15 protein-coding genes are annotated in these 13,041 nt (G+C 69.2%); 13 read left to right on the forward strand and 2 right to left on the reverse strand.

From position 1 onward, the window contains the following. The first annotated feature begins 364 nt into the window (after positions 1-364). Complete coding sequence (locus tag ACYQ77_RS41790; RefSeq protein WP_459722671.1) at positions 365-1,117, forward strand: D-Ala-D-Ala carboxypeptidase family metallohydrolase; 753 nt, start codon at positions 365-367, stop codon at positions 1,115-1,117. 70 nt (positions 1,118-1,187) lie between these two features. After that, positions 1,188-1,700: a DinB family protein gene (locus ACYQ77_RS41795; protein WP_459722674.1), complete on the forward strand. Its 513-nt coding sequence runs from the start codon at positions 1,188-1,190 to the stop codon at positions 1,698-1,700. On the opposite strand, the gene ACYQ77_RS41800 is transcribed toward ACYQ77_RS41795, so the two are convergent. Then, positions 1,697-2,422, reverse strand: coding sequence for an ABC transporter permease (locus ACYQ77_RS41800; protein WP_459722677.1), 726 nt, complete (start codon positions 2,420-2,422; stop codon positions 1,697-1,699). The two genes, ACYQ77_RS41795 and ACYQ77_RS41800, sit on opposite strands and share 4 nt — an antisense overlap. Continuing rightward, positions 2,419-3,303, reverse strand: a complete 885-nt coding sequence (locus ACYQ77_RS41805) for an ABC transporter ATP-binding protein (RefSeq protein ID WP_459722679.1) — start codon at positions 3,301-3,303, stop codon at positions 2,419-2,421. Before ACYQ77_RS41805 ends, ACYQ77_RS41800 begins: the two co-directional genes overlap by 4 nt. A 112-nt stretch (positions 3,304-3,415) precedes the next feature. On the opposite strand from ACYQ77_RS41805, the gene ACYQ77_RS41810 reads away from it, so the two are divergent. The 11 genes from ACYQ77_RS41810 (at position 3,416) to rplB (ending at position 13,039) form a co-directional block, all read left to right on the forward strand. Then, positions 3,416-4,546 carry a sensor histidine kinase gene (locus tag ACYQ77_RS41810; RefSeq protein WP_459722682.1) on the forward strand — a complete coding sequence of 377 codons (1,131 nt, stop codon included), beginning with the start codon at positions 3,416-3,418 and terminating at the stop codon, positions 4,544-4,546. Continuing rightward, complete coding sequence (locus ACYQ77_RS41815) at positions 4,543-5,148, forward strand: response regulator transcription factor (RefSeq protein ID WP_459722684.1); 606 nt, start codon at positions 4,543-4,545, stop codon at positions 5,146-5,148. The genes ACYQ77_RS41810 and ACYQ77_RS41815 overlap by 4 nt, the downstream gene beginning before the upstream one ends. Positions 5,149-5,630: 482 nt before the next feature. After that, complete coding sequence (gene rpsL / locus ACYQ77_RS41820; protein ID WP_133906284.1) at positions 5,631-6,005, forward strand: 30S ribosomal protein S12; 375 nt, start codon at positions 5,631-5,633, stop codon at positions 6,003-6,005. Continuing rightward, entirely contained in the window at positions 6,005-6,475 is a 471-nt protein-coding gene (gene rpsG, locus ACYQ77_RS41825) for a 30S ribosomal protein S7 (protein WP_459722687.1), read from the forward strand. Before rpsL ends, rpsG begins: the two co-directional genes overlap by 1 nt. A gap of 63 nt (positions 6,476-6,538) precedes the next feature. Beyond that, on the forward strand, positions 6,539-8,638 hold the full coding sequence (gene fusA / locus ACYQ77_RS41830) for an elongation factor G (RefSeq protein ID WP_459722690.1): 2,100 nt from the start codon (positions 6,539-6,541) through the stop codon (positions 8,636-8,638). Positions 8,639-8,756: 118 nt separating this feature from the next. Further along, positions 8,757-9,950 (forward strand): elongation factor Tu, encoded by a 1,194-nt coding sequence (tuf, locus tag ACYQ77_RS41835; protein WP_459722691.1) that lies wholly within the window; start codon positions 8,757-8,759, stop codon positions 9,948-9,950. A gap of 270 nt (positions 9,951-10,220) precedes the next feature. After that, a complete protein-coding gene (gene rpsJ, locus ACYQ77_RS41840) occupies positions 10,221-10,526 on the forward strand; it encodes a 30S ribosomal protein S10 (RefSeq protein WP_003938093.1) in 306 nt (101 codons plus the stop codon). A 13-nt stretch (positions 10,527-10,539) separates the two neighbouring features. After that, on the forward strand, positions 10,540-11,193 hold the full coding sequence (gene rplC, locus ACYQ77_RS41845; protein ID WP_396109524.1) for a 50S ribosomal protein L3: 654 nt from the start codon (positions 10,540-10,542) through the stop codon (positions 11,191-11,193). Beyond that, the gene (rplD, locus tag ACYQ77_RS41850; protein WP_459722694.1) at positions 11,190-11,876 is read left to right on the forward strand and encodes a 50S ribosomal protein L4; all 687 of its coding nucleotides are present in this window, start codon (positions 11,190-11,192) and stop codon (positions 11,874-11,876) included. The genes rplC and rplD overlap by 4 nt, the downstream gene beginning before the upstream one ends. Next, positions 11,873-12,169, forward strand: coding sequence for a 50S ribosomal protein L23 (rplW, locus tag ACYQ77_RS41855; protein ID WP_330839969.1), 297 nt, complete (start codon positions 11,873-11,875; stop codon positions 12,167-12,169). The genes rplD and rplW overlap by 4 nt, the downstream gene beginning before the upstream one ends. 33 nt (positions 12,170-12,202) lie before the next feature. Then, entirely contained in the window at positions 12,203-13,039 is an 837-nt protein-coding gene (rplB, locus tag ACYQ77_RS41860; protein ID WP_396109527.1) for a 50S ribosomal protein L2, read from the forward strand. The last annotated feature ends 2 nt before the right edge of the window (positions 13,040-13,041 follow it).

Genomic DNA, 13,041 nt, shown 5'->3' on the forward strand with positions numbered 1-13,041 from the left:
CACCGGGAGCGGGCTGCGGCAGCCGGGTGCGGTCCAGCCGCTCGGCCAGATCGTCCACCTCGGCCTGGGTGACCTCGATGCGGAAGGGGCGGATCTCCGTGTTCGTCATGACCAGAACGCTAAGATCCCTATAGGAAAGATCCGTTCCTATACGACGGCTGCTCCACTGTGACCGCAGTCACAGTAGACGCGGGTCCAATGCGGCCTCGGCCTTTAGGCCGTCGGGACTTGCTCCTGTAGGCCGACCGGTCGGTGGGCTTCGACCGAAATACTGTTTTGTGTCGTGATTCATTGACCAAATCAAGATCCTCCGACACTCTCCGGGACGTCACCTTTTACCCCTGCCCCGAAAGGTGTTTCCCCCATGATGCGAAGGATCCTGCTCGCCCTGGTGGCGAGCGTCCTGACCATGACCATGGCCACGACGGCCTCCGCCGACCCGACCCCCGTCGGTTCGCAGGACTTCCAGGCCGCCGACGGCTGCTACACCTGGACCCGCACTCTGTCCCAGGGCGCGTCCGGTGAGGACGTCCGCCAGCTCCAGATCCGGATCTCCGGCTACCCGGGCTACGGCGCCGTGCTCGCGCTCGACGGCTCGTTCGGTCCCGCCACCCGCTCCGCGCTCATCCGCTTCCAGCAGGCGTACGGCCTGTCCGCGGACGGCGTTGCGGGCGCGCAGACCTACAGCAAGATCTACGAACTGCAGGACGACGACTGCACCCCGATCCACTTCACCTACGCCGAGCTGAACCGCTGCAACAGCGACTGGTCCGGCGGCGCGGTGTCCGCCGCGACGGCCAAGTTCAACGCCCGTCACGTCATGTGGAAGCTCGAGGCCCTGCGCCACGCGCTCGGTGACCGCCCGCTCGTCGTGAACAGCGGTTTCCGCAGCTACGCCTGCAACAACGCGGCAGGCGGCTCGTCCACCAGCCGCCACCTCTACGGCGACGCCGCCGACCTCGGCGCGGGCACGCAGGGCTTCTGCACCATCGCCAAGCAGGCCCGCAACCACGGCTTCAACGAGATCCTCGGCCCGGGCTACCCCGACCACAACGACCACATCCACACGGCCAACCGGTCGAGCCGCTTCTGGTCCGCGCCGAACTGCGGTATCTGAAGCACCGCTTGACGAACCGTGAAGGAAACGTCGCTGGTGCCGGGCCGTGGCCGTCGTCGATGCTGACGCCATGGAACCTGACACAAAGGACTGGACCTGGGTCCTGGACCGTCCGTGCCCCGAGTGCGGGCTCGACACCAGCACGCTGAACCACGACGACGTGCCCGCCATGCTGCGCGACAACGCCGCGGCATGGCGGGCCGTCCTCGTTCGCGACGACGTGCGCACCCGCCCGGACCCGGACACGTGGTCGCCGCTGGAGTACGCCGCCCACGTGCGCGACACGTGCCGCGTCTACACCGAACGCCTCCACCTGATGCTCACCCAGGACGGCCCCGCCTACCCGAACTGGGACCAGGACGCGACCGCCGTCGCCGACCGCTACGGCGAGCAGGACCCCGCGACCGTCGCGGACGAGCTCGTCGCGGCCGCCAACCACCTCGCCGACCGCTTCGCCGACGTCACCGGCGACCAGTGGCAGCGCACCGGGACCCGCAGCGACGGCGCCCACTTCACCGTGGACACCTTCGCCAGGTACTTCATCCACGACCCGGTCCACCACCTGCACGACGTGCACCGCTAGGCGCGCGGCTCCCAGCGGAACGCGCGGTGGAACACCACCCCCGACACCGCGAGCCACAGCACCGTCGACGCCAGGCCCAACGGCACCGCGGGCAGCGCCGCCCCGGTGACGCCGGTGCCCCAGCCCCGTGCCACCAGGTCAGCGGGCCCGGCGATCGGCATGACGAGGCCCACGGTGGCGACGGCAGGCTCGCTGGACGCGGTCATGAACATCCCGGCCACCGCGGCCAGCAGCAGCGGCGTCCCGGTCAGCTGGGTCGCCTCCACCGTCCTCGTGAGACAGGCCGTCGCGGCCCCGGCCGCGGTCGCGACCACCACCCCCAGCACCACACCCGCGACGACCGCGACGGGGTCCCCCGGCGCCGGCGCCCCGGTGACCACGCAGAACACCAGGTACGCGGCCGCCTGCGCGAGCCCGACCACCAGCACCGGCGCCAGCACCCCGCCGAGAATCGCCGTGTCGGACAGCTCGGAGGTGCGCAGCCGCTTCAGCACCCGTGACTGCCTGCGCGCGGTGAACACGGTGAGGCTCACCAGGTACGCGGACAGCATCGTCAGCAGCAGGAAGTTCGTCGACAGCAACCTGCCCCACTGCGCCGGGTCGTCGGGTCGCTGCCCGAACAGCGTGAGCGCCGCCAGCCCGACCGGCACGACCAGGACCGAGAACGCCGTGATCCGCCGCCGCAGCAGCAACCGGAACTCCACGATGGACAGCTGGATCACGACGCCCCCAATGCCAGGAAGACCTCCTGCAGCGATGCCTGTGTCGCGTTGAGACCGTCGAGCCGCACCGCGTTCCGGTCCGCCCACAGCAGCAACGCGAGCAGATCCTCTTGCAGGGCCTCGGTTTCCATGCTCAGCTTGCCGCCCGTGACCACGGCCGTGCCCGCTAACGCGGGCAGCTCCGGTGCGCCGGCGGGCAGCGCCGCCGTGATCCGCGCCGGCCGCGACGCCAGCACCTCCGACATGGTCCCGGCGACCCTGACGCGGCCCGCGTGCATGATCGCGACCCGGTCGGCGAGCGCCTCCGCCTCCTCCAGGTAGTGCGTCGTCAGCAGCACGGTCGTGCCGGTCGCCGCCAGGTCCTCCACCAGCGCCCAGACCCGTTGGCGCGACTCGGGATCCAGGCCGGTGGTCGGTTCGTCGAGCACCAGCAGGCGGGGCCTGCCCCAGACCGCGAGCGCCACGTCGAGCCGCCGCCGCTCACCGCCCGACAGCCGGTCGACGGCCACGTCCGCGCGGTGCGCGAGCGCCAGCCGCGCCACCAGCCCGGCGGGGGAGTCGGCGCGGCTCGACAGCCGCTGCCACAGCGACATCGTCTCCGCCACCGTCAGTTCGCCGATCAGCCCGGACTCCTGCGGCAGCACGCCCATCGACGGGGCGAGCGCGGTCCGCTCCGTGTACGGGTCGTGCCCCAGCACCCGCACCGCGCCCGCCGCGGGCCGCAGGAAGCCCTCGATGATCTCCAGTGTCGTCGTCTTCCCCGCGCCGTTCGTGCCGAGCAGCGCGAACACCTCGCCCTCGGCCACGTGGAAGTCGATCCCGTCGACCGCCACCACGTCCCCGTAGGCGTGGCGCAGGCCGCTCACCTCTATCGCTCGCATGCCGGGAACGGTGCCGAACCGGGGAAAGCCGGGGTAGTGCGTGCGCGCACCACTCCGCGTGACAGCCGTCCATGCCCGGTATGACAGGTGTCATTCGGTTACCGTTCGGCCCGTGCCAGAACGCGATGCGCTCACCTCGCTGCACCGCTACACCCGGCTGACGCTGCTCGCCACGGTGCCGATCATCGGGCTCGCGCCGCTGCTGGTGTCGGCGGGCAACGGCCTGCACTGGGACCGGCTCGCGCCGCTGCTGGCCGGTACCGCGGTGCTGCTGCCCGTGCACTGGCGGCGGGTGGCCAGGGCCGTCGAGTCACCGGCGGCGGTGGCGCCGTGGCGGCCGTCGGCCGTGACGCTCGCGCTGGCGGCCCTGCTGTTCGGCTACGCCTACACCTACGGCGACCCCGGCAACGTGCTGTGGATCTTCCTGCCCGCGGCCCCGGTCGCCGAGCTGCAGTTCGGCCGCTCGCCTGCGGGCGGGTGGCGGCTCACGGCGTGGCTCGCCGTGGGCGCCGGCGTGCTCGTCGCGCTGCTGGCCACGTTCGTGCCGCCGCCGAGCGGCACGAACCCGCTGGCCACCGCGGTCGTCGCCATGGTCGTGCTGGCCACGCTGCCGTTCGGCGAGCTGGTCGCGCTGCGGCAGTGGCGCATCGCGATCGAGCTGGACCAGGCGCGCCGCGACGCCGCGGAGCTGGGCGCGACCCGCGAACGGCTGCGCTTCACCGAGGACCTGCACGACATCCTCGGCCACGCGCTGGAGGTGGTGTCGCTGAAGGCGGAGCTGGCGACCCGCCTCGGCGACGTCGACCCGCCGCGTGCGCACGCGGAGATGGCCGAGGTGCAGCGGCTGGCCCGCGCCGCGCTGCGCGACGTCCGCGAACTGGCCCGCGGGCAGCGCCCCACCAGCCTGGAGACGGAGCTGACCGGCGCGCGCACGCTGCTCGCGTCGGCGGGCATCGAGTGCGCTGTGGACGGTGCGGAGACCGAGGGCCCGCACAGCGAGCTGCTCGGCCGCGTCCTGCGCGAAGCGGTGACGAACCTGTTGCGGCACGCGGACACCCGCCACTGCTGGATCACCGTGCGGCCGTCCACGCTGACCGTCGTCAACGACGGGGCGGCGACCGGAACCCCCGGCGAGGGCACCGGTCTGGCGGGCCTGTCGCGCCGGGTGCGGGAGGCGGGCGGGACGTTCCGCGCGGGCCCGGGGGAGCGCCCCGGCACGTTCACGGTGGAGGCGGCGCTGTGATCACCCTGGTACTGGCCGACGACGAACGCCTCACCAGGCAGGCGGTGGCCGCGCTGCTCGGGCTGGAACCGGACATGACCGTGGCGGCGGACGTGGCCGACGGCGCGGAGGCGCTCCGCGCGATCGCCGAACACCGCCCGGACGTGGTCGTGCTCGACGTGGAGATGCCGGTCCTCGACGGCCTCGCGGTGCTCGAACGCCTGGCGGCGGACGGCTCGCAGGCCCGCTGCGTGATGGTCACCAGGCACGCACGACCGGGCGTGCTGCGGCGTGCGCTGTCGCTGGGCGCGAAGGGCTTCCTCGCGAAGACCGCGCCCGCGTCGCTGCTGGCGGACGTGATCCGCAGGGTGCACGCGGGGCTGCGCTACGTGGACCCGGACTTCGCGGCGGAGGCGCTCGCGGAGGCGGGCTGCCCGCTCACCGAGCGCGAGCTGGCCGTCCTCCGCCTGGTCGACGACACCACCACGGCCGGTGACATCGCCCGCGAGCTGCACCTGTCGGCGGGCACCGTCCGCAACTACATCTCGTCCGCCATGGCCAAGCTCTCGGCCCGCAGCCGCACGGAGGCCGCCCGCACCGCCCGCGACGAGGGCTGGATCTGACCCCGCCCCGAACGTGACGAAGAACCCCGTCACCACCCGCGCACCGGCCCCGACCAGGCAGCACCCGGCGGCGACCACCTCGGCCGCGAGGCCGGGAACACATACCGCGACCAGGGGGTATATAGTCGGCACGGGCGCGCACAAGATCGTCGCGCCGGTCGCCACCGCAGGTGGCTCGCACCGGGAACAAGCCCAGCAAGACGGGCGTTGCACAGTAGGCCGACCCCGGTTTTGACCCTCTCAGAACCGCCAGGTATCTTTGGTACTCGCGCCCGACCCAGGTCGGGTCGATCCGCGTGCCTGTGCGCGAGTTCGTGTAAACGGACACCTCGCAGTAACCGCGGAGTTCCTTCCGAGCCTCGTGAGGATGATTCGATCCTGCCCGGGCGTTATGAGGGAAGGGCGACACGCCCGACCTCGTGATACGGCGGGAGCACCAACCACACACAGCAAGAAGCAGTACACCAGGAGAAAGCCGGTCCATGCCCACGATCCAGCAGCTGGTCCGTAAGGGCCGCCAGGACAAGGTCGCCAAGCAGAAGACTGCGGCCCTCAAGGGGAGCCCGCAGCGGCGTGGCGTGTGCACCCGCGTGTACACCACCACCCCGAAGAAGCCGAACTCCGCGCTGCGCAAGGTCGCGCGCGTCAAGCTGACCAGTGGCATCGAGGTCACGGCCTACATCCCGGGTGAGGGCCACAACCTGCAGGAGCACTCGATGGTGCTCGTGCGTGGCGGTCGTGTGAAGGACCTGCCTGGTGTCCGCTACAAGATCATCCGTGGCTCGCTGGACACCCAGGGCGTGAAGAACCGCAAGCAGGCCCGCAGCCGCTACGGTGCGAAGAAGGAGAAGGCCTGATGCCTCGCAAGGGACCCGCCGCCAAGCGGCCGCTGATCTCCGACCCGGTCTACAGCTCCCCGCTGGTCACGCAGCTGATCAACAAGGTGCTCAAGGACGGCAAGCGCTCGGTCGCGGAGAAGATCGTGTACCAGGCGCTCGAGGGCGCCCGCGAGAAGACCGGCACCGACCCGGTGGTCACGCTCAAGCGTGCGCTGGACAACGTGAAGCCGACCATCGAGGTGAAGAGCCGCCGCGTCGGTGGCGCCACCTACCAGGTGCCGATCGAGGTCAAGCCGGGCCGCTCCACGACGCTGGCGCTGCGCTGGCTCGTGACGTTCTCCCGCGCGCGGCGCGAGAAGACCATGACCGAGCGACTGATGAACGAGCTGCTCGACGCGAGCAACGGCCTCGGGGCGAGCGTCAAGCGCCGCGAGGACACGCACAAGATGGCGGAGTCGAACAAGGCCTTCGCCCACTACCGCTGGTGACGGCCCGCGGCCAACAGCTGTGACGGCCGCACCAACGCTGATTGAAGACAGGGGAAGAGACCCGTGGCACAGGACGTGCTGACCGACTTGGCCAAGGTGCGCAACATCGGCATCATGGCCCACATCGACGCGGGCAAGACCACGACGACCGAGCGGATCCTGTTCTACACAGGCATCAGCTACAAGATCGGCGAGGTGCACGACGGCGCCGCCGTCATGGACTGGATGGAGCAGGAGCAGGAGCGCGGCATCACGATCACGTCGGCCGCGACGACCTGCTTCTGGAAGGACCACCAGATCAACCTGATCGACACCCCCGGGCACGTCGACTTCACCGTCGAGGTGGAGCGCAACCTGCGGGTGCTCGACGGCGCGGTCGCCGTGTTCGACGGCAAGGAAGGCGTCGAGCCGCAGTCCGAGCAGGTCTGGCGGCAGGCCACGAAGTACGACGTCCCGCGCATCTGCTTCGTCAACAAGATGGACAAGCTGGGTGCGGACTTCTACTTCACCATCCGCACCATCTCCGAGCGTCTCGGTGCGAAGCCCCTGCCCATTCAGCTGCCGATCGGCGCGGAGAGCGACTTCATCGGTGTCGTCGACCTGGTGAACATGCGCGCGCTCACGTGGCGTGGTGAGGTCAAGAAGGGCGAGGACTACACGGTCGAGGAGATCCCGGCCGACCTCGTCGACCGCGCGAACGAGTACCGCGAGCAGCTGATCGAGGCGGTCGCCGAGACCGACGACGAGCTGATGGAGAAGTACCTCGGCGGCGAAGAGCTGACCGTGGACGAGATCAAGCACGGCATCCGCAAGATCGTGCGTGACGGCACGGCCTACCCGGTGCTGTGCGGCTCCGCGTTCAAGAACAAGGGCGTGCAGCCCATGCTCGACGCGGTGATCGACTACCTGCCCGCGCCGACGGACCTCCCGCCGGTCGAGGGCACGCTGCAGGACGGCGAGACGCCTGCCTTCCGCAAGCCGACCACCGACGAGCCGTTCGCGGCGCTGGCGTTCAAGATCGCCGTGCACCCGTTCTTCGGCAAGCTCACCTACATCCGGGTCTACTCGGGCAAGGTGGCGAGCGGCGCCCAGGTCATCAACTCGACCAAGGACCGCAAGGAGCGCATCGGGAAGATCTTCCAGATGCACGCCAACAAGGAGAACCCGGTCACGGAGGCCCTCGCCGGTCACATCTACGCGGTGATCGGTCTGAAGGACACCACCACCGGTGAGACCCTGTGCGACCCGGCGAACCCCATCGTCCTCGAGTCGATGACGTTCCCGGAGCCGGTCATCCAGGTGGCGATCGAGCCGAAGACCAAGGCCGACCAGGAGAAGCTGTCGACCGCGATCCAGAAGCTCGCCGAGGAGGACCCGACCTTCCGGGTCAACCTGGACGAGGAGACGGGTCAGACGATCATCGCCGGCATGGGCGAGCTCCACCTGGACATCCTGGTGGACCGCATGCGCCGCGAGTTCAAGGTCGAGGCCAACATCGGCAAGCCGCAGGTGGCCTACCGCGAGACGATCCGCAAGACCGTCGAGAAGCACGAGTACACCCACAAGAAGCAGACGGGTGGCTCGGGCCAGTTCGCGAAGGTCATCATCAAGATCGAGCCGATGTCCACCGCGGACGGCGCGCTGTACGAGTTCGACAACAAGGTCACCGGTGGCCGCGTGCCGAGGGAGTACATCCCGTCGGTCGACGCCGGTGCGCAGGACGCCATGCAGGACGGCGTGCTCGCGGGCTACCCGCTGGTCGGCGTCAAGCTGACGCTGCTGGACGGCGCCTACCACGAGGTCGACTCCTCGGAAATGGCGTTCAAGGTGGCCGGCCGCATGGCGCTCAAGGAGGCCGCTCGCCTGGCGAGCCCGACCCTCCTCGAGCCGATGATGGCCGTCGAGGTCACCACGCCGGAGACGTACATGGGTGACGTCATCGGCGACCTGAACTCCCGCCGTGGCCAGATCCAGGCCATGGAGGAGCGGGCGGGTTCCCGCGTCGTCAAGGCGCTGGTCCCGCTGTCGGAGATGTTCGGCTACGTCGGCGACCTCCGGTCGAAGACCCAGGGCCGGGCGAACTACTCCATGCAGTTCGACTCCTACGCCGAGGTTCCCGCGAACGTCGCGAAGGAGATCATCGCCAAGGCAACCGGCGAGTAACTGGATCCGGTGCGGGCTGCCTGGGTAGTTCCCTCTATGGTTCCGCACAACTGACCCCAAAGACTGCCGCTGATACCAGAGTGGCGGCGTAGAGAACAAGTCCAGGAGGACGAGAGAAGTGGCGAAGGCGAAGTTCGAGCGGACCAAGCCGCACGTCAACATCGGGACCATCGGTCACATCGACCATGGCAAGACCACGCTGACCGCGGCCATCTCCAAGGTTCTGCACGACAAGTACCCCGAGCTGAACCCCTTCACGCCGTTCGACGAGATCGACAAGGCGCCGGAGGAGAAGCAGCGCGGTATCACGATCTCGATCGCTCACATCGAGTACGAGACCGAGAAGCGGCACTACGCGCACGTTGACTGCCCGGGTCACGCGGACTACATCAAGAACATGATCACCGGTGCCGCCCAGATGGACGGCGCGATCCTGGTGGTCGCCGCGACCGACGGCCCGATGCCGCAGACCAAGGAGCACGTGCTCCTCGCCCGTCAGGTCGGCGTGCCCTACATCGTGGTGGCGCTGAACAAGGCCGACATGGTCGACGACGAGGAGATCCTGGAGCTCGTCGAGCTCGAGGTCCGCGAGCTGCTGACCGAGTACGAGTTCCCGGGTGACGACCTGCCGGTCGTCCGCGTCTCCGCGCTCAAGGCCCTCGAGGGCGACGCCGAGTGGGGCAGCAAGCTGCTCGAGCTGCTCGACGCCGTCGACGAGAGCATCCCGGAGCCGGAGCGCGAGACTGAGAAGCCGTTCCTGATGCCGGTCGAGGACGTGTTCACGATCTCCGGTCGTGGCACCGTGGTCACCGGTCGTGTCGAGCGCGGCATCCTCAAGCCGATGGAGGAAGTCGAGATCGTCGGCATCCGCGAGAAGGCCCAGAAGACCACCGTCACCGCCATCGAGATGTTCCGCAAGACGCTCGAGGACGCGCGCGCCGGTGAGAACGTGGGTCTGCTGCTCCGCGGCATCAAGCGTGAGGACGTCGAGCGCGGCCAGGTCGTCGTGAAGCCCGGCACCACCACGCCGCACACCGAGTTCGAGGCCCAGGTCGTCATCCTGAGCAAGGACGAGGGCGGCCGGCACACGCCGTTCTTCAACAACTACCGTCCGCAGTTCTACTTCCGGACCACCGACGTGACCGGTGTGGTGACCCTCCCCGAGGGCACCGAGATGGTCATGCCGGGCGACAACACGGGCATGACGGTCAAGCTGATCCAGCCGATCGCCATGGACGAGGGTCTCCGGTTCGCCATCCGTGAGGGTGGCCGGACGGTCGGCGCGGGTCGCGTCACCAAGATCATCAAGTAGTTAACCCGGCTGGGGCCCCAGGTCAAGCACCTGGGGCCCCCCGGTTTGGGTGCCGCGAAACGCGTGTGGCATCCTTGACAGGTTGCTCGTCGCGGACGGTCTTGCGATCGGCCGTGTTCGGGCGGGCTCGCGGCACCGGCCGCCGAGCCACTTATGACCACATTCCCTAGGGCAAAAGTCCAAGGGGCCGGTCTGTGCGTAGGGCGCGACACACCCGACCGCGTGGACCGGAGCGGCACGAGTCTTAAGAGACAAGGACGGCAAGCCACCATGGCGGGACAGAAGATCCGCATCCGGCTCAAGGCCTACGACCACGAGGCGATCGACGCTTCGGCGCGCAAGATCGTTGAGACGGTTACCCGCACGGGTGCTCGGGTCGTCGGTCCGGTGCCGCTGCCCACCGAGAAGAACGTGTACTGCGTCATCCGCTCCCCGCACAAGTACAAGGACTCGCGGGAGCACTTCGAGATGCGCACGCACAAGCGTCTGATCGACATCCTCGACCCGACGCCGAAGACGGTTGACGCTCTGATGCGCATCGACCTCCCGGCCAGCGTCGACGTCAACATTCAGTGAGGCCTGAGTACTAATGTCTTCCCGGCAGATGAAAGGGATCCTGGGCACGAAGCTCGGGATGACCCAGGTCTTCGACGAGAACAACCGGATCGTCCCGGTGACCGTCGTCAAGGCCGGCCCGAACGTCGTGACCCAGATCCGTACCCAGGACAACGACGGGTACACCGCGGTCCAGCTGGCGTTCGGCGAGATCAAGCCCCGCAAGGTGAACAAGCCCGAGAAGGGCCACTTCGCGAAGGCGGGCGTCACGCCGCGGCGGTACCTCGCCGAGCTGCGCACCACCGACGCCGACAGCTACGAGCTCGGCCAGGAGATCACCGCCGAGGTGTTCGAGGCCGGCGCCGTGATCGACGCGACGGGCACCACCAAGGGCAAGGGCACCGCTGGTGTCATGAAGCGCCACGGCTTCAAGGGCCTCGGCGCCTCCCACGGCACGCAGCGCAAGCACCGTTCGCCCGGCTCCATCGGTGGCTGCGCCACCCCGGGCCGCGTGTTCAAGGGCCTGCGCATGGCGGGCCGCATGGGCCACGTGAAGGTCACCACCCAGAACCTCACCGTCCACCGCGTGGACGCCGAGGACGGGCTGATCCTCCTCAAGGGTGCCGTTCCCGGCCCCAAGGGCGGCGTGGTGTTCCTCAAGACCGCCGCGAAGGGTGATGTGAAGTGACTTCCGTCGAGGTGAAGACCCCCGAGGGCACGACCGACGGCTCGGTCGACCTGCCCGCGGACATCTTCGACGTGCAGGCCAACGTCGCGCTGATGCACCAGGTGGTCGTCGCGCAGCAGGCCGCGGCCCGTCAGGGCACGCACGCCACGAAGACCCGCGGTGACGTCAGCGGTGGCGGTAAGAAGCCGTACCGCCAGAAGGGCACCGGCCGCGCGCGCCAGGGTTCGACCCGTGCGCCGCAGTTCGCGGGCGGTGGCACCGTCCACGGCCCGCAGCCGCGCGACTACACCCAGCGCGTCCCGAAGAAGATGAAGGCAGCCGCTCTGCGTGGCGCCCTCTCCGACCGGGCCCGCGCAGGCCAGGTGCACGTCATCTCCGCGCTGGTCGACGGGGACACCCCGTCCACCAAGGCCGCGAAGAAGGCCCTCGCCGCGGTGTCCGAGGCCCGCAACCTGCTCGTCGTGATCACCCGCGACGACGAGCTCGGCCGGCTGTCGATCCAGAACCTGTCCTACGTGCACTGGATCTGGGCGGACCAGCTCAACACCTACGACGTGCTCGTCAACGACGACGTGGTGTTCACCAAGGCCGCGCTGAGCGCCTTCCTGGAGGGCCCGGTCAAGGGCAGCTCCGCCAAGGCTGTCGCGCGCTCCAGCGAGGTCGCCGAGGAGGAGAGCAAGTGATCCCCGACCCCCGCGACGTGCTGCTCGCGCCGGTGATCTCCGAGAAGTCCTACGGGCTCCTCGAGGAGAACAAGTACACGTTCGTCGTCGCACCGCACGCGAACAAGACCGAGATCAAGATCGCGGTCGAGAAGGTGTTCGGCGTGCAGGTCGTGAGCGTGAACACGCTGAACCGGCAGGGCAAGCGCAAGCGCACCCGCACCGGGTACGGCAAGCGCAAGGACACCAAGCGAGCGATCGTGACGCTCTCCGCCGAGAGCAAGCCGATCGAGATCTTCGGCGGACCGGCCTGAGCCGGCGAGTAGAGACATAGGGACTGCGTAGAGATGGGCATTCGCAAGTACAAGCCGACGACGCCTGGGCGTCGTGGGTCCAGCGTCTCCGACTTCGCCGAGATCACCCGGTCGGAGCCGGAGAAGTCGCTGATCCGGCCGCTGCACGGCCGCGGTGGCCGCAACGTGCACGGCAAGATCACCACCCGGCACAAGGGTGGCGGTCACAAGCGGGCGTACCGGCTGATCGACTTCCGGCGCCACGACAAGGACGGCGTGCCGGCCAAGGTCGCGCACATCGAGTACGACCCGAACCGGAGCGCGCGCATCGCGCTGCTGCACTACGCCGACGGCGAGAAGCGCTACATCCTCGCCCCGGACAAGATCAAGCAGGGCGACCGGATCGAGAACGGGCCGAGCGCGGACATCAAGCCGGGCAACGCCCTGCCGCTGCGCAACATCCCGGTCGGCACCGTGGTGCACGCCATCGAGCTGCGCCCGGGCGGCGGCGCCAAGATCGCCCGCTCGGCCGGTTCGCGCGTGCAGCTCGTCGCCAAGGAAGGCCCCTACGCCCAGCTGCGTATGCCCTCCGGCGAGATCCGCAACGTGGACGTGCGCTGCCGCGCCACGGTCGGTGAGGTCGGCAACTCCGAGCACGCCAACATCAACTGGGGCAAGGCGGGCCGCATGCGGTGGAAGGGCAAGCGCCCGACCGTCCGCGGTGTCGCGATGAACCCGGTGGACCACCCGCACGGTGGTGGTGAGGGCAAGACCTCCGGTGGTCGCCACCCGGTGAACCCCGCGGGTAAGCCCGAGGGCCGTACCCGCCGCAAGGGCAAGGCCAGCGACCGGATGATCGTCCGCCGTCGCCGGACCGGCAAGAAGCGCTAAGA

This window comes from Actinophytocola sp. KF-1 (assembly GCF_054661535.1).